20 protein-coding genes are annotated in these 23085 nt (G+C 64.2%); 10 read left to right on the top strand and 10 right to left on the bottom strand.

Annotation, left to right across the window (positions count from 1 at the left end; all coding sequences use genetic code 11):
* Nucleotides 1-3: 3 nt before the first annotated feature.
* The 7 genes from CIT39_RS29950 to CIT39_RS29920 all read right to left on the bottom strand — a co-directional run bounded on the left by CIT39_RS29950 (nt 4) and on the right by CIT39_RS29920 (nt 6973).
* Complete coding sequence (locus tag CIT39_RS29950; protein ID WP_094976687.1) at nt 4-1230, bottom strand: ABC transporter substrate-binding protein; 1227 nt, start codon at nt 1228-1230, stop codon at nt 4-6.
* Nucleotides 1231-1350: 120 nt separating this feature from the next.
* On the bottom strand, nt 1351-2586 hold the full coding sequence (locus tag CIT39_RS29945) for an ABC transporter substrate-binding protein (protein WP_094976688.1): 1236 nt from the start codon (nt 2584-2586) through the stop codon (nt 1351-1353).
* A gap of 31 nt (nt 2587-2617) precedes the next feature.
* On the bottom strand, nt 2618-3637 hold the full coding sequence (locus CIT39_RS29940; RefSeq protein WP_094976689.1) for a branched-chain amino acid ABC transporter permease: 1020 nt from the start codon (nt 3635-3637) through the stop codon (nt 2618-2620).
* 2 nt (nt 3638-3639) lie between these two features.
* A complete protein-coding gene (locus CIT39_RS29935; protein WP_094976690.1) occupies nt 3640-4518 on the bottom strand; it encodes a branched-chain amino acid ABC transporter permease in 879 nt (292 codons plus the stop codon).
* 14 nt (nt 4519-4532) lie between these two features.
* Nucleotides 4533-5246 carry an ABC transporter ATP-binding protein gene (locus CIT39_RS29930; RefSeq protein ID WP_094976691.1) on the bottom strand — a complete coding sequence of 238 codons (714 nt, stop codon included), beginning with the start codon at nt 5244-5246 and terminating at the stop codon, nt 4533-4535.
* Nucleotides 5243-6040 carry an ABC transporter ATP-binding protein gene (locus CIT39_RS29925; protein WP_094976692.1) on the bottom strand — a complete coding sequence of 266 codons (798 nt, stop codon included), beginning with the start codon at nt 6038-6040 and terminating at the stop codon, nt 5243-5245. The genes CIT39_RS29930 and CIT39_RS29925 overlap by 4 nt, the downstream gene beginning before the upstream one ends.
* A 66-nt stretch (nt 6041-6106) precedes the next feature.
* Nucleotides 6107-6973, bottom strand: coding sequence for an IclR family transcriptional regulator (locus tag CIT39_RS29920; RefSeq protein WP_162308938.1), 867 nt, complete (start codon nt 6971-6973; stop codon nt 6107-6109).
* Between the two features lie 131 nt (nt 6974-7104).
* Between CIT39_RS29920 and CIT39_RS29915 the strand changes: the two genes are divergently transcribed.
* From CIT39_RS29915 to CIT39_RS29890, 6 genes are all read left to right on the top strand, one after another.
* Nucleotides 7105-9201, top strand: a complete 2097-nt coding sequence (locus tag CIT39_RS29915) for a 3-hydroxyacyl-CoA dehydrogenase NAD-binding domain-containing protein (RefSeq protein ID WP_094976693.1) — start codon at nt 7105-7107, stop codon at nt 9199-9201.
* Between the two features lie 158 nt (nt 9202-9359).
* Nucleotides 9360-11042, top strand: coding sequence for a dicarboxylate--CoA ligase PimA (gene pimA, locus CIT39_RS29910; protein WP_094976694.1), 1683 nt, complete (start codon nt 9360-9362; stop codon nt 11040-11042).
* On the top strand, nt 11039-12226 hold the full coding sequence (locus CIT39_RS29905) for an acetyl-CoA C-acyltransferase (RefSeq protein ID WP_094976695.1): 1188 nt from the start codon (nt 11039-11041) through the stop codon (nt 12224-12226). The genes pimA and CIT39_RS29905 overlap by 4 nt, the downstream gene beginning before the upstream one ends.
* Nucleotides 12227-12377: 151 nt before the next feature.
* Nucleotides 12378-13568 (top strand): pimeloyl-CoA dehydrogenase large subunit, encoded by a 1191-nt coding sequence (gene pimC, locus CIT39_RS29900; protein ID WP_094977069.1) that lies wholly within the window; start codon nt 12378-12380, stop codon nt 13566-13568.
* A 170-nt stretch (nt 13569-13738) separates the two neighbouring features.
* Nucleotides 13739-14881, top strand: coding sequence for a pimeloyl-CoA dehydrogenase small subunit (gene pimD, locus CIT39_RS29895; protein ID WP_094976696.1), 1143 nt, complete (start codon nt 13739-13741; stop codon nt 14879-14881).
* A 145-nt stretch (nt 14882-15026) separates the two neighbouring features.
* Nucleotides 15027-15800 carry an SDR family NAD(P)-dependent oxidoreductase gene (locus tag CIT39_RS29890; RefSeq protein WP_094976697.1) on the top strand — a complete coding sequence of 258 codons (774 nt, stop codon included), beginning with the start codon at nt 15027-15029 and terminating at the stop codon, nt 15798-15800.
* 15 nt (nt 15801-15815) lie between these two features.
* On the opposite strand, the gene CIT39_RS29885 is transcribed toward CIT39_RS29890, so the two are convergent.
* Together CIT39_RS29885 and CIT39_RS29880 are read right to left on the bottom strand one after the other, a co-directional pair.
* On the bottom strand, nt 15816-16667 hold the full coding sequence (locus CIT39_RS29885; RefSeq protein ID WP_148667345.1) for a hypothetical protein: 852 nt from the start codon (nt 16665-16667) through the stop codon (nt 15816-15818).
* A 44-nt stretch (nt 16668-16711) separates the two neighbouring features.
* Nucleotides 16712-18136 carry an MBOAT family O-acyltransferase gene (locus tag CIT39_RS29880; RefSeq protein ID WP_162308755.1) on the bottom strand — a complete coding sequence of 475 codons (1425 nt, stop codon included), beginning with the start codon at nt 18134-18136 and terminating at the stop codon, nt 16712-16714.
* Between the two features lie 88 nt (nt 18137-18224).
* Between CIT39_RS29880 and CIT39_RS29875 the strand changes: the two genes are divergently transcribed.
* The 3 genes from CIT39_RS29875 to CIT39_RS29865 all read left to right on the top strand — a co-directional run bounded on the left by CIT39_RS29875 (nt 18225) and on the right by CIT39_RS29865 (nt 21017).
* Nucleotides 18225-18617, top strand: a complete 393-nt coding sequence (locus tag CIT39_RS29875) for an endonuclease domain-containing protein (RefSeq protein WP_094976700.1) — start codon at nt 18225-18227, stop codon at nt 18615-18617.
* 278 nt (nt 18618-18895) lie between these two features.
* Nucleotides 18896-20401, top strand: a complete 1506-nt coding sequence (gene glpK / locus CIT39_RS29870) for a glycerol kinase GlpK (RefSeq protein WP_094976702.1) — start codon at nt 18896-18898, stop codon at nt 20399-20401.
* A 22-nt stretch (nt 20402-20423) separates the two neighbouring features.
* Nucleotides 20424-21017, top strand: a complete 594-nt coding sequence (locus CIT39_RS29865) for a GNAT family N-acetyltransferase (protein WP_094976703.1) — start codon at nt 20424-20426, stop codon at nt 21015-21017.
* A gap of 659 nt (nt 21018-21676) precedes the next feature.
* Here CIT39_RS29865 and CIT39_RS29860 read toward each other — a convergent pair.
* Nucleotides 21677-22096 (bottom strand): DUF6636 domain-containing protein, encoded by a 420-nt coding sequence (locus CIT39_RS29860; protein WP_094977070.1) that lies wholly within the window; start codon nt 22094-22096, stop codon nt 21677-21679.
* Nucleotides 22097-22210: 114 nt separating this feature from the next.
* Between CIT39_RS29860 and CIT39_RS29855 the strand changes: the two genes are divergently transcribed.
* Entirely contained in the window at nt 22211-22840 is a 630-nt protein-coding gene (locus CIT39_RS29855; RefSeq protein WP_094976706.1) for a glutathione S-transferase family protein, read from the top strand.
* Nucleotides 22841-23085: the final 245 nt, after the last annotated feature.

The following is a 23085-nucleotide window of genomic DNA, read 5'->3' as shown; positions in this document are numbered from 1 at the left end:
GCTTCAGTGATCGATCTCGCTCGAGATCACATCGCCGAACAGCTCCCACTTCCGGCCCTTGAAGCGCATCATCTGCAGCTGCTCGATCGGGGCGAAATTGTCGGCTGCGGTGTTGATCCTGATGCCGGGCAGCAGCGTGTCGGGCTCGAAATCCTTCAAGGACGCTGCCTGCTTCATGACGTTGTCGCGGGTGAGGTCGTCGCCGCACATCTGCAGCACCTTCACCATGGTTTGAGCTGCGGCATAGCCGAACACGACGCCGGCATCGAGCTTGTTGGCCTTGGGATCGTATTGCGCGACGAAGTTGTAGAATTTCTTCATGCCGTCGTCGGCATTCCACTGCGGATCGGAGCCGTCCTTGGTGTAGCTCGCCGACAGCAGGCCTTGCGAGATCTCGAGGCCCGCCGGTTCGATCACGCCGCCGACGGAGGCGGAGACGTTGGAGACGATCTGGACCGGATGCCAGTTGATCTCCGCCGCCTTCTTGATCCCCTGTGCGGCGAATTTCGGCGTGGTGATGCTGATGAAGACGTCGGCGCCCGAAGCCTTCAGCTTCACCACGTGCTCGTCGATCGCGGGCTCGGAGGTGTCGTAAGCCTCTTCCAGCACGATCATCGAGGTCTTGGGCCCGAGGCCGTCCTTCAGCCCCTTCAGGTAGTCCTTGCCGAAATCGTCGTTCTGGTAGAGCACGCCGATCTTTCCGTCCGGCTTCTCCTTCATGATGTACTTGGCGTAGATGCGCGCCTCGCTCGCGTAGCTCGGCTGCCAGCCCATGGTCCACGGATATTGCCTGGGATCGTTCCACTTCGAGGCGCCGCTCGCCACGAACAATTGCGGCACCTTCTTCTCGTTCATGTATTTGCGGATGGCGCTGTTGGTGGAGGTGCCGAGCGAGCCGAAGATCAGCAGCACCCCGTCGCTCTCGACCAGCTTGCGCGCCTGCTCCACCGTCTTCGGCGGCGAATAGGCGTCGTCATAGGAGATGAACTTGATCTTGCGGCCGTTGATGCCGCCCTCGGCATTGACCTTGTTGAAATAGGCCTCCTCGGCCTTGCCGATCGCGGCATAGGCCGAGGCCGGGCCGCTATAGGGCATGATGTTGCCTATTTTGATCTCGGTATCGGAGGCGCCGCTGTCGTACTTCTTCTGCGCCAGTGCCGGGTTGCTTATCGCGGTGCACAAAGCGAGCGCTGACCAAAGGGCCGCAACCTGAAAACGAACGGCGGTCATTGTTCTCCTGCCCCGAGTTGGATCGGCGCCGCATTGAACAAAATTGGCGCCCGCCGTCAACAAAAAGCCCCCGCGATCGCTCGCGGGGGCCTCTTGGACTTGGACTATTACGTCAGCGTGTCATTCGGACTGGAGGTCGCCGCTGATGATCTCGCCGAACAGTTCCCACTTCTCGCCCTTGAAGCGCTGCATCTGGAGCTGGGCGATCGGAGCGAAGTCGGTGGCGCTGGTGTTGATCTTGACACCGGGCAGCAGCGTATCCGGCGCAAAGTCCTTCAGGCTCGCGGCCTGCTTCATGATGTTTGCGCGGGTGAGATCGTCACCGCACATTTCCAGCACCTTGGCGAGGGTCGATGCGGCGCCATAGCCGTAGACCATGCTGGTGTCGGACTTGTCGGCGCCGGGCATGTACTTGTCGACGAACTCGTTCCACTTCTTCATGCCGGGGTCGTTGGCCCATTGCGGATCGGTGGAGTCCTTTGCATAGGCCGCCGACAGCACGCCCTGCGCGGCCTCGAAGCCGGCCGGCTTCATCACGCTGCCGACAGAGATCGACACGTTGGTGAGGATCTGGAGCGGCTTCCAGCTGAGCTCGGCCGTCTTCTTGATCGTCTGGGCCGCGAACTTCGGTGTGGTGTAGATCAGCAGCACGTCGGGATTGGCAGCCTTGATCTTGACGATGTGGCCGTCGATCGAGGGCTCGGACACTTCATAGCTCTCTTCCATGATGATCATGGACGAGGCCTTGGCGCCGAGGCCGTCCTTGGTGCCCTTGAGGTAGTCTTTGCCGAAATCGTCGTTCTGGTAGAGAATCGCGACTTTGGCGTCGGGCTTCTCCTTCATCAGCCATTTGGCGTAGATCTGCGCTTCGCTCTGGTAGGAGGGCTGCCAGCCCATGGTCCAGGGGAAGTTCTTCGGATCGTTCCACTTGGTGGCGCCGGTGGCGACGAAGAGCTGCGGGATCTTCTTGGCGTTGAGGTATTTCTGGATCGCCGAGTTCGAGGGTGTGCCGAGCGGGTTGAAGACGACGAGAACCTCGTCGCTCTCGACCAGCTTGCGGACCTGTTCGACGGCCTTGGGCGGCGAATAGCCGTCGTCATAGGTAACGAAGTTGATCTTGCGGCCGTTGATGCCGCCCTTGTCGTTGATCATCTTGAAGTAGGCTTCTTCGGTCTTGCCGATGATGCCGTAAGCCGACGCCGGACCACTGTACGGCATGATGTTGCCGATCTTGATCTCGGTATCGGAAGCGCCGGTGTCGTACTTCTTTTGGGCGAGTGCTGCGCCCGAGGTGATAGTGGTGGCCGCCGTTGCCGTGATAAGCGCGGCGGCTCGCAGTGTTCTTCCAAGATGCAAATCTAGTCTCCTTCGCTAAGGTAACAGGTTTTCAGTTTCTTCTGAGCTTGCCGGCGAGTTGCTGGCCCATTATCGCGATCTGCCTTGCGCCGTGCGGCACGAGGTAGATGACGAGGAACAACAGCACGCCGAACACGGCGCCGGACAGGCCCTTGGAGATGCTCTCCGCCATGTTCGGCACGAAGATGATGAAGGCCGCACCGACGAACGAGCCGGGCAGCCAGCCGACGCCCCCGACCACCATGCCGAGGAACAGCGAGATCGCGAGCGTGATGGTGTAGCTGTCGGGCGCCACGAACTGCACGGCAATGGCGCCGAGCGAGCCGGCTACGCCGGTGACGGCGGCGGAGACGCCAAAGGCGAGCGTCTTGTAGAGGGCGACGTCGACGCCCATGGCCGATGCCGCGATCTCGTTGTCGCGGATCGCCATGAAGGCGCGGCCCGAGCGTGAGCGCAGCAGGTTCACCGCGAAGATATAGATCGCGATCGTCACGACCAGCGTGAAGTAATACAGCCACATGTCCTGCGACATGGGCAGCCCAAACGGCGCGTCCGGCTTGGTGACGACGAGGCCCTGCACACCGCCGGTCCAGTGCTCGAGGAAGTTCAGCTTCAGCAACTGCGGCATCGCGGTGGCAAGCGCGAACGTCGCGAGCGCGAGATAAACGCCCGACAGCCGCAGCGCCGGCTTGCCGAACAGGTAACCGAATCCGAAGCAGACCACGGCGGAAACCGGAATTGTCAGGGCATAGTTGACGTTGAAGTACTCCATCAGCACCGCCGACGTATAGGCGCCGACGGCGTAGAACGCGCTCTGGCCGAGCGAGAACTGGCCTGAGCCGCCGGTCAGGATGTTCAGCGCCAGCACGGCGAGCCCGTAGATCAGGAGCATCGTCATCTGGAAGATGATGAAGTTCTTGACGAGCAGCGGCACGATCAACAGCGCCGCGAGCACCACCAGCGAGGTGCCGGTGCCCAGCGTCATGGCCCGCTTCGGAACGGCCTCGACCGCCTGGTGGCCTTCGGCAACGACTTCTTCTGCTGCGCTCATGATCAAACTCGCTTGACGATGTGCCGGCCGAACAGGCCAGCGGGTTTGACGACCAGGACGGAGATGATCAGCGCGAGCGCGATCGGGAGTTTCAACTCGTTGCCGACGCCCGGGATGTAGGTGCCGGCGAGGTTTTCGAAGATGCCCATGAGGAAGCCGCCGACGACGGCGCCGAACGGGCTCGTCAATCCGCCGAGCACGGCGGCTGCAAAACCGTAGATCAGAACGCCGCCCATCATGTTGGGCTCCAGGAACACGACCGGCGCGATCAGCATGCCGGCGATGGCGCCGATCGCCGAGGCCATGCCCCAGCCGAGCGCGATCATCCAGGAGGTGTTGATGCCGACGAGGCGGGCGGATTCAGGCACCGAAGCGGCGGCCCGCATGGCGAGGCCGATCCGCGTGTACTGGAAGAAGAAGTACAGCGCGATCAGCAGCAGCACCGTGACGCCGATCATGCCGGCCTGGTGGGTCGAGATCAACTGGCTGCCGAGGAACGGCGAGGAGCCGAACGGGGTCGGGTATTGCTTGATGGTGAAGTCCCAGATCAGGCCGGCCGAGGAGTTGATGATCGCGAACAGCGCGATGAAGCCGGCGACATTGGTCAGCACCGGCGCCTTGGCGAGCGGCTTGAACAGGATACGCTCGATCGCGACGCCGCCGACGAAGGCGAAGGCCAGCGTGATCACGAACGAAGCCCAATAGGGCACGCCCCACTGCATCAGCTGCCATGAGACGAAAGTCGCAAACATCGCCATCTCGCCTTGCGCGAAGTTGAGATGGTCGATGGCCTGGTAGATCATCACCACGGCCAGCGCCATGCAGGCGTAAATGGCACCGGTGGCGATTCCAGCCAGGACCTGGTTGGTGAAAAGCTCCATTTGTCCCGGCTCCCTCAGTAACCCAGATAGGATTTGCGGATTTCTTCGTTGTTCGCGATGTCCTTGGCGTTGCCCGACATCACGATGCGGCCGGTCTCGATCACATAGGCCTGGTCGGCGAGCTCGAGCGCGAGCTGGGCGTTCTGCTCGACCACCAGGATCGAGACCTTATCCTCGCGGTTGATCTTGCTGAGGATGCCGAACAGGTCGCGCACCACCAGCGGCGCGAGGCCGAAGGAGGGCTCGTCCAGCAGCATCAGGCGCGGTCGCAGCATCAGGGCGCGGGCGACCGCGAGCATCTGCTGCTCGCCGCCGGAAAGCGTGCCGGCCTGCTGGGTGTGGCGCTGCTTCAGCACCGGGAAATGCGCGTACATACGCTCGATGTCGGAGACGATCCCGGCGCTGTCCTTGCGGGTGATGGCGCCGAGCTGGAGGTTTTCCTCCACCGTCATGGTGGTGAAGGTGCCGCGGCCCTGCGGCACGTGGGCGATGCCGAAACGCACGATGCTCTCGGTGGAGCGGTTGTTCAGCGGCTTGCCGTCGAACTCGATGCCGCCGGTGGAGCGCACCATGTTGCAGATCGCGCGCAGCGTGGTGGTCTTGCCGGCGCCGTTGGCTCCGAGCAGCGTCACGAGCGAGCCCTCGTTGAGCGAGAAGGACAGGCCATGGAGCGCCTGGACCTGGCCGTAATAGGCGCGCAGGTCCTTGACGTTGAGCAATGTCGTCATTGGTCCTTGCTCCCGAGATAGGCCTTGATGACGTCGGGGTCCGCCTGCACCTGGCTGGGGGTGCCCTCCGCGAGCTTCTTGCCGAAATTCAGTGCGACGACGTGGTCGGCGATCGACATCACGAGGCCCATGTGATGCTCGACCAGCAGCACCGTCATGTGGCGCTCGCTGCGGATTTTGCGGATGAGGTCGCCGAGCACGTAGACTTCCTCGTGGTTGAGGCCGCCGGCGGGTTCGTCGAGCAACAGGATCTTCGGGTCCGCCGCGAGCGCGCGCGCCAGCTCGACGCGCTTCTGCGTGCCGAAGGGCAGGCCGGACACGACGGTGTGGGCGACGTCCTCGAGGTCGAGATAGGCGAGGATCTCGTGCACCTTCTTGTTCACGTCGCTCTCGCTGCGGCGGATCCAGGCCAGGCGCAGCGAGTCGCTGATGATGTCGCTGGAGGTTCGGGCGTGGGTTCCGACGCGGACATTGTCCATCACCGAGAGGTTCGGGAACAGCGCCACGTTCTGGAAGGTGCGGCCGATGCCGATCTCGGCGATCCGGTGCGGCGGCCGCGACAGGATGCTCGCGCCTTCCATCAGGATGTCGCCGGACGACGGCTGATAGAGCCGGGACAGGCAGTTGAAGAGCGTCGTCTTGCCGGCGCCGTTGGGGCCGATCAAGCCGAGGATCTGGCCCTTCTGCATGTCGAAGGACACGCCGTTGAGCGCGATGATGCCGCCGAACACGACGCTGACGTCGCGAACCGCGAGCAGGGGCGATGTCCCCTGCGCGAGCTGTGCCTGCGTCATCTCGTCTCGCTCACGTCGTTCAGTGAGCGAAGGGGCGATGCGAACCGCTCCCGATGATGACAAAGGCTATCTGATCCCCTCGGCCACACGAGCAAGTTTCCCTCCTGATTTCAGCTTTTTGCTGACGTCTTTTTTGGAATGCGGCATCAGACCCCCGAGTGCCGCTTCGATGTTCCTTACCATCGCTAGCAGACGCGGTCCAATGTCGTTGATCAAACGCTCTTCCGTGAAGCGGAATGCGGGCGCGCCGCAATTGAATGCGTACGGACCGGTTCCGTCGTTGAGCCTGAGTGCGACGCCGGCGGCGCCGATGTCGTCGTGCCAGTCGCCGACGGAGATCGCAAAACCGTGTTTCGCCACGGTCTCGCCGGAACGTTCCAGTCCGTCGCGCATCTTGGGCCAGCGGCTGCCGTAATGTTCGCGCAACAGGCGCGACAGCTCTGCGCGGTCCGTGTCGTCGAGCGCCCAGAAATAGGCACGGCCCATCGCACTGGTTGCAATCGGCACGCGGGCGCCGACGTCAAGTTGAACCCCGACGGTCTCGCTGCCGCGGCTTTGCCCGAAATAGATCATGCTGTGACGGTCGCGGCCGCCGACGGCGACGGCGCCGCCGGTCGCGCGCATCACGTCCTCGCGGAAAGGCTCGGACAAATGCCGAACGCCGAGATTGGCGAGCGCGGCGTAGCCGAGCGACATCGCCGCAGGTGTGAGCTGGTACTTCTCGAAGCGGGGAACCGGGGCAAGATAGCCGAGCTTGGTCAAGGTGTAGGTCAGCCGCGACACGGTCGGCTTCGGCAGATTGGTCCGAGCCGCAATCTCCTGGTTGCCGAGAAGGCCGTCATTGGGGTGGAATGCGCGCAATACGTCCAGTCCGCGGGAGAGCGCGACGACGAAATTCCGATCGGTCGCGGTCTTCTTTCCTGTACGCTTCATCCCTGATCTGCTTCTTGCGCGGAGTCGTTGACAAGCCACGTGCTTCAAAATAACCCTGCCGTCAAGATGCGGAATTAAATTCCGCACCGCGAAATCGAACAAAAGTAAATCCCCACCAAGGAGGGAACACCGTGAGCGAAGTGGTCAAGCTTGAGCGTCATGACGAGGTCGGGATCGTCACGGTCGACAGCCCTCCGGTCAATGCTCTGAGTGCCGCAGTCCGCGGTGGCATCCTGGAGTGCATCAAGGCCGCAATCGCCGATCCCGCCATCAAGGGCATCGTGCTGACCTGTGCCGGCCGCACCTTCATCGCCGGCGCCGACATCACTGAATTCGGCAAGCCGCCGAAGCCGCCCGGCCTCAACGAAGTGCTGGCCGAGATGGAGAATTCGCCGAAGCCGATCGTGGCCGCGATCCACGGTACTGCGCTCGGCGGCGGCCTCGAGGTCGCGCTGGCCTGTCATTTCCGCGTGGCTGTTAAAGAGGCAAAGCTCGGTCTGCCTGAGGTGAAGCTCGGTCTCCTGCCCGGCGCCGGCGGCACCCAGCGTCTGCCGCGCGCGGTGGGTCCCGAGCTCGCCGTCAAGATGATCGTCGGCGGTGATCCGATCGGTGCGGCGGAAGCCCTCAAGACCGGCCTGATCGAGGAGATCGTCGAGGGCCCGGCTTCAGGCGGCGAGGCTTTCGTGCGCAAACTGCTCGCCGAGAAGCGCCCGCTGCGCCGCCTGCGCGACGACGATTCCAAGATCGCTGCCGCCAAGGCCGACCGCTCGATCTTCACCAATGCGGTCGCCGCCATGACCAAGAAGTCGCGCGGTCTGGAAGCGCCGTTCGCCGCCGCCGACGCCGTCGGCTACGCCATTGACCTACCCTTCGACGAAGGTCTGAAGAAGGAGCGCGAGGGTTTCCTCAAGCTCGTCGCCAGCGATCAGTCCAAGGCGCAGCGTTATGCCTTCTTCGCCGAGCGTGAGGCCGCCAAGATTGCGGGCGTCCCCGAGGGCACCAAGCCTCGTCCCGTGAACCGCGTCGCCATCCTCGGCGCCGGCACCATGGGCGGCGGCATCGCGATGTCCTTTGCCAATGCCGGCATTCCCGTCACCCTGATCGAGACCGGCGAGGAGCAGCTCAAGCGTGGCATGGGCATCATGCAGAAGAACTGGGAAGCGACCGCGGCGCGCGGCGGCATCCCGGCCGACGCGCCCGCCAAGCGCATGGCGCTGATCAACGGCGTCGTCGGCATCGAGAACGTCGGCGATGCCGACCTCGTCATCGAAGCCGTGTTCGAGACCATGGCGGTGAAGAAGGAGGTGTTCGGCAAGCTCGACCAGTACGTCAAGCCCGGCGCCGTGCTCGCCTCCAATACGTCCTATCTCAACATCGACGAGATCGCGAAGTCGACCAAGCGTCCGCAGGACGTGCTCGGCATGCACTTCTTCTCGCCGGCCAACGTCATGAAGCTGTGCGAGATCGTGCGCGCCGACAAGACCGCGCCGGATGCGCTGGTCACCGCGGTGAACATCGCCCGCAAGATCGCGAAGGTGCCGGCTGTGGTCGGCGTCTGCGATGGTTTTGTGGGCAACCGCATGCTGGCCCAGCGCGGCAAGCAGTCGGAAAAGCTCTTGTTCGAAGGCGCGTTGCCGCAGCAGGTCGATGCCGTCGTCACCAAGTTCGGCATGCCGATGGGTCCGTTCGCGATGGGCGACCTCGCCGGCCTCGACATCGGCTGGCGCTCGCGCAAGGACCGCGGCATCAAGTCGGAGATCGCGGACGCGCTGTGCGAAGCCGGCCGTTTCGGCCAGAAGACCGGCAAGGGCTACTACAAGTACGAAGCAGGCAGCCGCTCGGCGCTGCCCGATCCGGAGGTCGAGAAGCTGATCGACGAGACGCTTGCCCGTCTCGGCCGCAAGAAGCGCGTCGTCAGCGACGACGAGATCCTCGAGCGCATGATGTATCCGATGATCAACGAGGGCGCGAAGATCCTCGAAGAGGGCATTGCCGCGCGTCCCTCCGACATCGACGTGGTCTGGCTCTACGGCTATGGCTGGCCGATCTACCGCGGCGGCCCGATGTTCTGGGCCGACAGCGTCGGCCTCAAGCACATCGCCGATCGCCTCGCCTTCTACGCCAAGGAGACCAACGATCCCAGCCTCGAGCCGGCGCCGCTGCTGAAGAAGCTCGCGGCCGAAGGCAAGACGTTCGCTTCGCTCGCGGCGGCGTCGAAGGCGGCTTGATGGCCGCTTCGTCTCAACCCTCGTCATTCCGGGATGCGCCGCAAGGCGCAGGCCCGGACTCCATAATCCCAGCTGGTGGTTATGGATTCCGGGCTCGCGACTTTGTCGCGCCCCGGAATGACGGTTTGTGTTAGTTGCACGCTCAAACAATCAAGAAAATGACCCATCCCGGCGAACAGTTTTACCCCGAGGGCGTGCGTTGGGACGACACCATCGTCCAGGGCTCGCTGCCTGATCTGCTGTCGAAGTCGGCCGCCGACTACGGACCGCGCACCACACTCGAGTTTCGCGATCGCCCGATCACCTACACCGAGCTCGCAGCTCGGGCCGAGCGCGCGGCGGCTGCGTTCCTGCGCGCCGGTTGCGGCAAGGGCACGTCGGTCGCGCTGTTCCTCGGCAACACGCCCGATCACCCCGTCAATTTCTTCGGCGCGTTGAAGGCGGGGGCCCGCGTCGCGCATCTGTCGCCGCTCGACGGCGAGATAGCGCTGACCCACAAGGTCTCGGATTCCGGCTCGCGCCTGCTCGTCACCTCGAACCTCCAGGCCCTGCTGCCGACCGCGCTGAAGTTCCTTGAAAAGGGGCTGATCGATCGCCTCGTCGTCTGCGAGGACGATGATTGGGGCAAGGTCGGCACGCCGCAGGCGGCGATCCCCGACGATCCCCGCATCGTCACCTTCAAGGCCTTCGTCGAAGGTGCCGCAGCGCCCGCGCAATGGCCGTCGGTAACGGCCGACGACGTCGCGCTGCTGCAATACACCGGCGGCACCACCGGCCTGCCCAAGGGCGCCATGCTGACGCATGGCAATCTCACCTCTGCGGTGTCGATCTACGACATCTGGGGCAAGCCGTCGCGCGCTGCGCGCGGCGATACGATCGAGCGCGTCATCTGTGTGCTGCCGCTGTTTCACATCTACGCGCTGACCGTCGTGCTCTTGTCCTCGCTCAGCCGCGGCAATCTGATTTCGCTGCATCAGCGCTTCGACGTCGAAGCCGTGATGCGCGACATCGAGCTCAAGCGCGCGACGTATTTTCCGGGCGTGCCGACGATGTGGATCGCGATCGCGGCGCTGCCTGATCTGGACAAGCGCGACTTTTCCTCGCTCGCCACCATCGGATCCGGCGGCGCGCCGCTGCCGGTGGAGATCGCGAACTTCTTCGAGCGCAAGGTCGGCAAGAAGCTGCGCAGCGGCTGGGGCATGACCGAGACCTGTTCGCCCGGCACCGGCCATCCGCCCACAGGCCCCGAGAAGCCGGGCTCGATCGGCCTGATGCTGCCCGGCATCGAGCTCGACGTCGTTGCCCTGGATGATCCCACGAAGGTGTTGCCATCAGGCGAAGTCGGCGAGATCCGCATCAAGGGCCCGAACGTCACCAAGGGCTATTGGAACAAGCCGGAGGGATCTACTGATGCCTTCGTCGACGGCCGCTTCCTCACCGGCGACATCGGCTATGTCGACGCCGACGGCTATTTCTTCCTGGTCGATCGCAAGAAGGACATGATCATCTCCGGCGGCTTCAACGTCTATCCGCAGATGATCGAGCAGGCGATCTACACGATTGCAGGCGTGCACGAGGTGATCGTGCTCGGCATTCCCGACCAGTATCGCGGCGAGGCCGCCAAGGCCTTCATCAAGCTGAAGCCTGGCGTCAAGCCGTTCTCGCTCGGCGAGCTGCGCGCGCAGCTCGCCGGCAAGGTCGGCAAGCACGAGCTGCCGGCCGAGGTCGAGTTCGTCGACGATTTGCCGCGCACGCCGGTCGGAAAATTGTCGCGCCACGAATTGCGCCAGCAGCAGAAACCGTCACAATCCACTCAAGCCATATCAGGAGGTCGCTCTTGACCGACGCCGTCATCGTTTCCACCGCCCGCACCCCGATCGGCAAGGCCTATCGCGGCGCGCTCAACGCCACCGAGGGCGCAACCCTGCTCGGCCACGCCATCGGCGAAGCCGTCGCGCGCGCGAAAGTCGATCCGAAGGAGATCGAGGACGTCGTGATGGGCGCCGCGCTGCAGCAAGGCGCGACCGGCGGCAACATCGCGCGTAAGGCGTTGCTCCGCGCCGGCCTTCCCGTGACCGTCGCCGGCACCACCATCGACCGGCAATGCGCCTCCGGCCTGCAGGCCATCGCGCTGGCCGCGCGCTCGGTGATCTTCGACGGCGTCGAGATCGCGGTCGGCGGCGGCGGCGAGTCCATCTCGCTCGTGCAGAACGACAAGATGAACGTTTTTCACGCCCAGGACCCGGCGCTGCTCAAGATCAAGGGCGATGTCTACATGCCCATGATCGACACGGCCGAAGTCGTCGCCAAGCGCTACGGCATCTCGCGCGAGAAGCAGGACGAATATTCGCTGGAGAGCCAGCGCCGCACGGCGGCGGCCCAGCAGGGCGGCAAGTTCAAGGAGGAGATCGCGCCGATCACGACGCAGATGGCGGTCACCGACAAGGCGACCGGCGCGGTGTCGATGAAAGAGGTAACGCTGTCGCAGGATGAGGGCCCGCGCCCCGAAACCACGCTCGAAGGTCTCGCCGGCCTCAAGGCCGTCCGCGGCGAGGGTTTCAGCATCACCGCCGGCAATGCCAGCCAGCTCTCGGACGGCGCCAGCGCCAGCGTGATCATGAGCGACAAGGAAGCTTCAAAGCGCGGCCTCAAGCCGCTCGGCATCTTCCGTGGCTTCGTCTCGGCCGGTTGCGAGCCGGACGAGATGGGCATCGGTCCGGTCTTTGCCGTGCCGCGCCTGCTCAAGCGCCACGGCCTCACCGTCGACGACATCGGCCTGTGGGAGCTCAACGAAGCCTTCGCGGTGCAGGTGCTCTATTGCCGCGACAAGCTCGGCATCGACCCCGACAAGATCAACGTTGACGGCGGCGCGATCGCGGTCGGCCATCCCTACGGCATGTCGGGCGCGCGCCTCACCGGCCACGCTTTGATCGAGGGCCGCCGCCGTAAGGCGAAATATGCGGTCGTCACCATGTGCGTCGGCGGCGGCATGGGCGCGGCCGGTTTGTTCGAGGTGTTGCAGTAGATGTTTCTGTCATTCCGGGGCGCCGCGAAGCGGCGAGCCCGGAATCCATAACCACCAGTCGGGGATATGGATTCCGGGCCTGCGCCTTGCGGCGCATCCCGGAATGACGGCGGAATTCGTTGAAAACAAGATTCGCTCACAGGAGGATCCGATGGATCTCGCATTCACGAAGGAAGAGCAGGCGTTTCGCGAGGAAGTGCGGCAGTTCTTCCGCGACAACGTGCCGCCGGATACCCGGCGCAAGATGGTCGAGGGCCGCCACCTCTCGAAGGACGAGATGGTGACCTGGTGGCGCATCCTCAACAAGAAGGGCTGGGGCGTCAGCCACTGGCCCAAGCAATATGGCGGCACCGGCTGGACCTCCGTGCAGCACTACATCTTCAACGAGGAACTGCAGTCCTATCCGGCGCCGCAGCCGCTCGCCTTCGGCGTCAGCATGGTCGGCCCCGTCATCTACACTTTCGGCAATGAGGAGCAGAAGAAGCAGTATCTGCCGCGCATCGCCAATGTCGACGATTGGTGGTGTCAGGGCTTCTCCGAGCCCGGCTCCGGCTCCGACCTCGCCTCGCTCAAGACCAAGGCCGAGCGCAAGGGCGACAAGTGGATCATCAACGGCCAGAAGACTTGGACCACTTTGGCCCAGCACGCCGACATGATCTTCTGCCTCTGCCGCACCGACAACAATGCCAAGAAGCAGATGGGCATCTCCTTCATCGTGTTCTCGATGAAGTCGAAAGGCGTCACCGTGCGCCCGATCCAGACCATCGACGGCGGCGTCGAGGTCAACGAAGTGTTCTTCGACGACGTCGAGGTGCCCTACGAGAATCTGATCGGTGAGGAGAACAAGGGCTGGGATTACGCAAAATTCCTGCTCGGCAACGAGCGCACCGGCATCGCCCGCGTCGGCGTCTCCAAGGAGCGGCTGCGCCGCATCCGTGATCTCGCCGGCAAGGTCGAATCCGGCGGCAAGCCGATCATCCGGGACGCCGCGTTCCGCGAGAAGCTGGCAGCCTGCGAGATCGAGCTGAAGGCGCTCGAACTCACCCAGCTGCGCGTCGTCGCCGACGAGGGCAAGCACGGCAAGGGCAAGCCCAATCCGGCGTCGTCCGTGCTGAAGATCAAGGGCTCCGAGATCCAGCAGACCACCACCGAGCTCTTGATGGAAGTGATCGGCCCGTTCGCCGCGCCCTACGACGCGCACGGCGACGACGGCTCGAACGAAGCCATGGACTGGACCGCCCAGATCGCGCCGAGCTACTTCAACAACCGCAAGGTCTCGATCTACGGCGGCTCCAACGAGATCCAGCGCAACATCATCGCCAAGGCGGTGCTGGGGCTTTGACGCAACAAAAGACGGTGTCGTCCCCCGCGAAGGCGGGGGACCCAGTACGCCGCGGCGGTCGTAAGTACGACGGACGGCTGCGTTTACTGGATCCCCGCCTTCGCGGGGATGACGTCTGAAGATGAGGCGACGGCCGGCGAGAAGCGCGGCGTCGATTTTTGGAGAGAGAAATGGATTTTGATCTGAACGAGGAGCAGCGGCTTCTCAAGGACAGCATCGACGGCCTGCTGACCGATTCCTACGATTTCGAGAGCCGCAAGAAGTACATGAAGGAGAAGGGCGGCTGGAGCAAAGCGGTCTGGCTCAAGCTCGCCGAGCAGGGCCTGCTCGGCCTGCCGTTCGCAGAGGCCGATGGCGGCTTCGGCGGCGGCGGCGTCGAGACCATGATCGTGATGGAGGCGCTCGGCAAGGCGCTGGTGCTCGAGCCGTATCTCGCTACGGTCGTGATCGGGGGCGGCTTCCTGCGCCATGCCGGCACCGACGCGCAGAAGGCCGCGCACGTGCCGGGGATCATCGACGGCAGCAAGACGCTGGCGTTCGCCCAGCTCGAGAAGAACTCACGCTACGATCTGTTCGACGTCGCAACCACCGCAAAGAAGAAGGGCGAGGCTTACGTCATCGACGGCGAGAAGTTCGTCGTGCTCAACGGCGAGAACGCCGACACCCTCATCGTCACCGCCCGTACCAGGGGCGACCGTCGCGACAAGTCCGGCATCGGTGTGTTCCTGGTCCCGGCCAACGCCAAGGGCGTGACCAGGAAGTCATATCCGACCCAGGACGGCCTGCACGCCGCCGACATCACCTTTACCGGTGTCGAGGTGGGCGCGGACGCCGTGCTCGGCAACCCCGAGGATTCGCTCGCGCTGATCGAGCGTGTCGTCGATGAAGCCCGTATCGCGCTTTGCGCCGAAGCGGTCGGGCTGATGGACGAGTCGCTCAAGACCACTGTCGAGTATATCAAGACGCGAAAACAGTTCGGCGTCGCGATCGGCTCGTTCCAGTCGCTGCAGCATCGGGCGTCCGACATGTTCGTTGCGGCCGAGCAGGCGAGATCGATGTCGATGTTCGCGACCATGGCCGGTGATTTCGAGGACGCCAAGGAGCGCTCCAACGCGATCGCCGCGGCCAAGGTGCAGATCGGCAAGTCGCTGAAGTTCGTGGGTCAGCAGGCGATCCAGCTCCATGGCGGCATTGGCATGACCATGGAGGCCAAGATCGGCCACTACTTCAAGCGCCTCACCATGATCGAGAACAGTTTTGGTGACACCGACTACCACCAACGCCGCGTCGCGGATTCGGGCGGGTTGATCTGATCCACGGGTGCTGTCATCCCCCGCGAAGGCGGGGGATCCAGTACGCCGTGGCTCATCGGCCCAATCACTGCGGTCTCTGCAATACTGGATCGCCCGGTCAAGCCGGGCGATGACACCGAGCAAGTTGAATCAGCGGAGTCCCCCCATGAAAAACACCCCGTTCGATCTCACCGGCAAGGTCGCAATCGTCACCGGCTCGAGCCGCGGCATTGGCCGCTCCTCCGCTGAACTTCTGGCGAAACTCGGCGCAAAGGTGGTGGTGTCCTCGCGGAAAGCGGAAGCCTGCCAGGAGGTCGTCGACGGCATCATCGCGGCCGGCGGCGAGGCGACCGTCATTCCCTGCAACATCGCGCGCAAGGCCGAGGTCGAGGCGCTGATCGCAGGCGCGACCAAGCATTATGGCAAGATCGACATCCTCGTCTGTAACGCCGCGGTGAATCCCTATTACGGCCCGCTGCTCGATATCACCGACGAAGCCTTCGACAAGATCATGGGCTCCAACGTCAAGAGCAACATCTGGCTCTCCGCGCTGGCGATCCCGCAAATGGCCGAGCGCGGCAACGGCTCCGTCGTCATCATCTCCTCGATCGGGGGCCTGCGCGGCTCCACCGTGATCGGTGCCTACGGCATCTCCAAGGCCGCCGATTTCGCGCTGTGCCGCTCGCTCGCCGGCGAATGGGGTCCGAAAGGCGTCCGCGTCAACTGCATCGCGCCCGGCCTCGTCAAGACCGATTTCGCCCGCGCGCTGTGGGAAGACGAAGCCAACCTCAAGCGCCGCACCGCCACCACGCCGCTGCGCCGCATAGGCGAACCCGACGAGATCGCCGGCGCGGTGGCCTATCTTGCCTCGGATGCGTCGAGCTTCATGACGGGGCAAACCATCGTGATCGATGGTGGTGTGACGACGGCGGCGGTGTAGCCGCCGCTCGCATCGCTACGGCCCGCGCGCGTCGCGGCGCCCGGTGAGTGCGCTTTCGATGGCGCGCGCGACGATCAGGGAGGATCGCTCGTCGAGATGCACCCCGTCGTCCCAGCGCAGCTCGCTTCCCGGCGGATCGACCGGCAGCCAGAGGCTGGGATCGGGGAAGGCTTCGTGGACGATCTCGCCCGTCGTCCGGACCATGCGCGAGCCCTCGATCTCCGGCGCGAAGGGAATGTGGATCAGGAAGACACGAACGCCGCGCCGCTGCAGCTCGTCGATGAGTTGCCGCATGCGGACAACATTCGCGCGTGCCGGGCCGGTCGGGCCGCCGTCATTCATCTGCTGCAGCGCGCGGTCGAGATAGACCTTGTTGTCGAACGTACCAGGCGGGCGGCTGAGCAGGCGATCCTGCTCGGCGCGCGACCGGGCGGCATCGGGGCCGGCATGATTCCAGGTCTCATAGGCGGCGATCGCCGTCCGCACCGGCCGCAGCAGCAGTGCCTCCGCGCCCGCGCCATGCGAAAATTTCTCGATCAGCGCGCCGTCGGCTTCGCGCGACAGCACATTGGTCTCGATCAGAACGATCTTCGGCAGGCGCGCTTGCCCGGCGACGATTGCGAGTCCGGTCACCGGTGAGCCGCCGGCCAGCGCCAAATTGCGCAGGCGCGGAAGCGAGAAATACTCTTCCTTGAGACGCCACGTGACCGAGCTGCCGACCAGCACGATGTCGGGCGTCGGCTCCTGAACATAGCGGTTGAGGGTGACGATTGTGCCGTCTCGTGTGGTGACGGCAGGCTGCTGCAGGCCCGAGCCGTGGCGTGGGGTGGCCAGGCTGCAGGCCAGCAGCAGAGCGGCCGCGGTCACCGCGCACCTGACCAGCCATGAAAGCGTCGAGACCTGCTGCATCGTCAAAACTGGAAGTAGATGAAGGCGCTGTCGGGGCCGGCTTCGAGATGAGCCAGCGCCGCGAGCCCGCCATAGAGATATGGCTCCCATCGCCGCAACCGGCCCGCGACCAGCACGCCGATGCCGGCATGTTGGAGGATCACCGGCAGTGCGTAGAGCAAAGCGAGATTGGTGAACAGCTTGGGCGGATTGGGCGCGTCGGTCGCGATGAACATCCCTTGGAGGTAGCCGAGCGCATGGTCGAAGTTCGGCAGCTTGAAGAAGATCCAGAGCATGGTGACGCAGAAGAACACGATGCCCATCCTGATCACCCGCAGCGCCGGAGCCTCATTGCTGACGAGCTTCAGGAACGGCCGCTCGACGACCAGCAGCAGCCCGTGCGCCATGCCCCACAGCGCGTAGCTCAGGCTCGCGCCGTGCCAGAGCCCGCCGAGCGTCATCACGATCATCAGGTTGAGATAGGTGCGCACCCGTCCATGCCGGTTGCCGCCGAGGGGAATGTAGAGATACGTCCTGAGCCAGGTCGACAGGGAGATGTGCCAGCGCGTCCAGAACTCGGAGAACGACGTCGAGATGTAGGGCAGGTTGAAGTTCATGGGCAGGCGATAGCCGAACAACAGCCCGAGCCCGAGTGCAATCGCCGAGTAGCCGAAGAAGTCGGCGTAGATCTGGTAGCTGTAGAGAAACATCAGCAGCCAGCGATCCTGCGTGCGCAGCGTTTCGTAGAGCGGGAAGTCCATGTAGGACGTCATCTCGTTGAGATTGTTCGCCACGTACAGCTTGAAGAAATAACCGACGAGAATCCACTTCGCGGCCTCGACGAAGGCGACGTCGCCGATCCGCTTCGGCACGATCTGCGGCATGAACTGCGCCGCACGCGTGATCGGCCCGGACACCAGCTGCGGGAAGAAGATGATGTAGAGGAACACGTCGCGCAGGCGCACGGTGCGCTTCTCGCGCGTGAGGTCGACCAGCAGGCTGATGTTGTGGAACACGAAGAACGAAATGCCGATCGGCAGCGGCAGCCGCAGCAGGAAGTCGATCGGCCCGGCGCCGGTCAGCTGCGCTGCGCCGGAATCGACGAACAGGAACTTGTATTTGAAGAAGGCCAGCAGGCCGAGATTGAAGACGATGCCGGCCGGCATCCAGACGGCGCGGTTCTCGAACGCGAGCAGCAGGCAGACGTAAGTGCCCAGCACCGCGACGAGCAGCAGCGGCAGCAGCTCGGGCTGCCCAAAACCGTAGAAGAACACGCTCGCGAGCACCAGCAGCTGCACCTGGAAACGGCGCAGCGGGGCCAGGTAATAGGCGCCGAACACCACCGCGACGAACACGCCGAACTGATAGGAAGTGAACGTCATGCCGCCCCATTGTCCCGGCATGGCGTTTAGCATTTTGGTCGAGATGGTCATAGCCTTGCGGGCCATGCAGGGATGCGACTTTTGGTTGCCGGCATGAGGGGCCTCGCTTACCCTCCCCTGGATGGGCACGACGGGATGGGGTGAAGCCAGGGCCATGGTGTCAACATCAATCCGACGCAACGCCGCGAAAAAGCTGAGGGCGAATACAACCCCACATGAGCGGATCCTGTGGCGTGCCCTCAAGGAATTGCCGATCGAGGGCTCACACTTCCGCCGTCAAGCGCCGATCGGTCCATACATCGTCGACTTCTTCTGCCCCGCCAAGCGTCTCATCATCGAGCTCGACGGCGGCCACCACAATGAAGACGCCGTGGCCGCACGCGACCTCGATCGCCAACGTTGGCTCGAACGCGAAGGTTACCGCGTCATCCGGTTTTGGAATTCGGAGATCACAGGAGACCTGACAGCAGTTCTCGAACGAATCTATGTCGAGCTCTACGGATCGCGCGAAGCCGAGACTACGCCGCTGAAGCATCGCCGAACTTAGCGGATCGGGCGCTCTTCTCTTACCCTCCCCTGGAGGGGGAGGGTCGGCTCACATTGAGCGTAGCGAAATGTGAGACGGGGTGGGGTGACGGTCTCTCCACATCCGACACCGCCCGTGTTGAGAGATCACCCCGCCCCGCTCGCGCTACGCGCGATCGACCCTCCCCCTCCAGGGGAGGGTAAGGAACGCGCCCTGCATCCCACCTTGACCTTCTGCTTCCAATCCGCTCCCTTTGGCCCGACACAACGACTCCTCCGGGAAACGCCAAGGTAACTTCCATGTCTTTCGTCCTCGCCATCGACCAGGGCACCACCTCCTCGCGCGCGATCGTGTTTCGCGGCGACATATCCATCGCGGCGAAGGCGCAAGCCGAGTTTCCGCAGCATTTCCCGGCCTCGGGCTGGGTCGAGCACGAGCCGGAGGATATCTGGACCTCGACCGTGAAGGTCTGCCGCGACGCCATTGCGCAGGCCGGCATTGGTGCAAAGGACATCGCCGCGATCGGCATCACCAATCAGCGCGAGACCACCGTGGTGTGGGACCGCGCGACGGGGCAGGCCGTGCACCGCGCCATCGTCTGGCAGGATCGCCGCACCGCCGACATCTGCGCAAAGCTCAAGGCCGATGGCCGCGAGCCCGTGATCTCGCAGAAGACCGGCCTGATCATCGATCCCTATTTCTCCGGCACCAAGATCGCCTGGATTCTCGACCACGTCCCCGGCGCCCGCGCCCGCGCCGCGCGCGGCGAATTGATGTTCGGCACCGTCGATTGCTATCTGCTGTGGCGCCTCACCGGCGGCAAGGTGCACGCCACCGACGCCACCAACGCCTCGCGCACGTTGCTGTTCAACATCCACACCGGCCAGTGGGACGACGAACTGCTGGAGATCATCGGCGTGCCGCGCTCGATGCTGCCCGAGGTGAAGGACTCCTCCGCCCGCTTCGGCGAGAGCACGCCCGATCTGTTCGGCGGCGCGATTGCCATCTCCGGCATCGCCGGCGACCAGCAAGCCGCCACCATCGGCCAGGCCTGCTTCCGACCGGGCATGATGAAGTCGACCTACGGCACCGGCTGCTTTGCGCTGCTCAACACCGGCACCACGCCTGTGGTGTCGAAGAACAAGCTGCTCACCACCGTCGCCTATCAGCTCGACGGCAAGCGCACCTACGCGCTCGAAGGCTCGATCTTCGTCGCAGGCTCAGCGGTGCAATGGCTGCGCGACGGCCTCGGCATCATCAAGCACGCCGCCGAGACGGGACCGCTCGCGGATCAGTCCGATTCCATGCAGAGCGTCTATCTCGTCCCCGCCTTCGTCGGCATGGGCGCGCCCTACTGGAATCCGCGCGTGCGCGGCGCGCTGTTCGGCCTCACCCGCAACACCGGTCCCGCCGAGCTCGCCCACGCCGCGCTGGAAAGCGTCTGCTACCAGACCTTCGACCTCTGGGCCGCGATGCGCGCGGACTGGCCAAGCTCGGAAACCGCCAGCGTCGTGCTCCGCGTCGACGGCGGCATGACCGCCTCCGACTGGACCATGCAGCGCCTCGCGGATTTGCTGGATGCCCCGGTCGATCGCCCCGTGATTCAGGAAACGACGGCGTTAGGGGCCGCGTATCTCGCGGGGCTCCAGGCCGGCGTCTATCCCGAGCCGACCAAGTTTGCCGACAATTGGCGGCTGGAGCACCGCTTCAAGCCGGCCATGAGCCAGGCGACGCGCGAGCGGAAGCTCGCCGGCTGGGCGAGAGCAGTGAAGGGCGTGCTGGCGAGCGACGAGGGGGAGGGGTAGCGGTCAACCTGGCTGTGAGAAAATGATCCTTCCCGACGGATATTCCGACGTCCCCGCCGGCAAGATCGCCGCCGTCGTCACTCATCTGGAGATGACCGCGCCTCCCGCGCGCCGCGATGATCCGCCGGGCGCGTGGACCCTGCGCAAGGTGGACGCCCCCGCACTCGATTGGTATCGCGACATCTTCCGCCGCGTCGGCGAGGAATGGCTGTGGTTCTCGCGCGCCCGCATGAGCGATGCCGAGCTTGCCGCAATCATCCATGCGCCTGATATTGAGGTCTACGCCCTGGCGGCGGACGGCCACGACGAAGGCCTGCTGGAGCTGGATTTCCGCGAGCCCGGCCAATGCGAGCTGGTCTATTTCGGCGTCACCGGTAGCTTGATCGGCACCGGCGCCGCCCGCTTCCTGATGAACCGCGCGCTGGAGCGCGCCTGGTCACGCAACGTCAGCCGCGTCTGGGTGCACACCTGCACCCTCGACCATCCCTCAGCCGTCGCGTTCTACCAGCGCTCCGGCTTCCGCCCGTTCCGCCGCCAGGTCGAGATTGCCGACGATCCTCGGCTGGATGGTACGGCGCCGCGGCCGGCCGCGAGGCATGTGCCAGTCATCGATTAGCCGTAGCCCGGATGAGCGAAGCGCAATCCGGGAGGCGATTCCCCGCATGTCGCTTCGCTCATGCGGGCTACGCTCCGTGTTATTGGCACGGTCACTCGGTTCTGGCGGATCATAGGAAACGAGACGCCATGGCCGTTCGGAAAGCGGCTGTACGGCAGGAGCTTGAAGCTCTCCGTAGCTGGAGCGCAGCGGCAGGCCAGGCTCCCAACGATGGATGACGAACACGACACGATACTCGTTAGCCGCAGGCAGCCTTTGCCGGTAATCGGTCTCGATCTCCGTCTCGCCATCTGCGGTCAGGAACATCTCGTTCCACGCCATCTCTGAGTGGTCCTTGGGATTGGTCGGGTCAATCTGAGCGAAGTCATGAGGATTGAATCCTGCGTCCGGATTCTCCACGAGCACTTCGAGAACAGCGGCATCGTCCATATGGGAGTGCAGCTCGTCTTCCCAATCCTGTTTCTCTTCAGGAGTCAGCGGCACGATTTCGTCACCCCTGCCGCGGCGCAAGATGTCCTTCACTTCTTCGCTGAAATTGGGCGGATCGAAGGAATCGATTAACTCCCGGATGAAGCGGGCATAGGCAACTTTGTCCGCGCTGTAGGAGTAGACGCCCAGAATAGTGAGTGAAGGAGCCTTGTCAGCGGTCATGTCGTTGCTCAAAACACCTCCTGCTTCCCCCGCGCTAGCGAGAACCCGCGCTGCATCGCGTTGAAGCACGTCAGCCCCGTCTGCTCCGATCGGCACGTAAACCCCCCGCGCTGCCACACCTCGCCATAGGCCAGCACCGGCAGCGACGGGTCCATCACGGTGTCGCCGGCGCAGATGCGCCCCGCGGCTCCCTTCGCGCTCATCTCGAAGGCGTTGCCCCATTCGAGTTCGCAATCGGCGGGCCGGCGCGGGCGGCTTTCCAGGCTCATGATGTCGCAGCGAAGAACACCTTGGCCGTTATCCGTGAAGAACTGGCAGGCGATGTTTTTGGACGGCGTCTGGAAGCCGATCGGGCGATCCTGCGCGTGGGCGGCGCCCGCGGCGAGCAGGCAGAGTCCAAATGCCAGCGTCGCCAGTCGCCGCGTCATGCGTGTCTTCCCGCTCAGATCGTCATGCCCGGACTTGATCCGGGCATCCATCAAACTCTAGTCTGAAGCGTGATGAATTGCCGGGTCAAGCCCGGCAATGACGAGAGGTGACCCATGTTCCTGATCGGCCAATACGACTCCCCCTTCGTCCGCCGCGTCGCGATTGCGCTGAAGCTCTACGGCCTCGCTTTCGCGCACAAGCCGTGGTCGACCTTCGGCGATGCCGACAAGATCGCGCCGTATAATCCGCTGCGCCGCGTGCCGACTTTGGTGCTCGACGACGGCGAGGCGCTGATCGAGAGCATGATCATTCTGGACTATCTCGACGAACTGATGGGGCCGGAAAAGGCAATGCTGCCGCGCGGCGGCGCCGAGCGGCGAAAGCATCTGCGCATCTGCGCGCTGGCCTCCGGTCTCGGCGACAAGGCGGTCAGCCTGCTGTACGAGCGCGTGTTGCGGAAGGAGCAGCTCGCGCTGTGGGTCGAGCGTTGCCAGGCGCAGATCGGCGACGTGCTGAAAGTGCTGGAGGCCGAGCGCGCAAAGGTGACGACGCCGTACTGGCTGGGCGATCGCATCGGCCACGCCGATGTCGCGGTGGCCTGCGCCGTCCGCTTCACCCGCGAAGCCCATCCGCAGCTGTTCGACGCCGCGCGCTATCCGGCACTGAGCGCACATGCCGAGCGTTGCGAGGCCTTGCCGCCGTTCCAGGAGATCGTGCAGCCGCTGGCGCCGCCGAAGGGATGAGACGCTCTCGTGTCCCGGACGCGACGCAGCTTGCAACGCTGCGCCGCGTCCGGGGCACGAAACCGAGCGCAAGGTGAGCGGCGCCCCTATCCGCCCGACTGCGAAGACCGTCACAGCAGCCGATCGTGCAACGATACTCCTGTTTTGCCCGACGTCGCAAAACCCGCCCGACGCCACAAAGAAATTGCTGAATTTTTTCAACCCCATCGCTACTGTGCATGGGGTTGTTTTCTCAAATTTTGCTT

The organism is Bradyrhizobium symbiodeficiens, assembly GCF_002266465.3.
In the GTDB taxonomy this organism is placed as follows: domain Bacteria; phylum Pseudomonadota; class Alphaproteobacteria; order Rhizobiales; family Xanthobacteraceae; genus Bradyrhizobium; species Bradyrhizobium symbiodeficiens.
The sequence above is the reverse complement of the archived record's forward strand: the minus strand, read 5'-3'. Positions and strand labels throughout refer to the sequence as shown.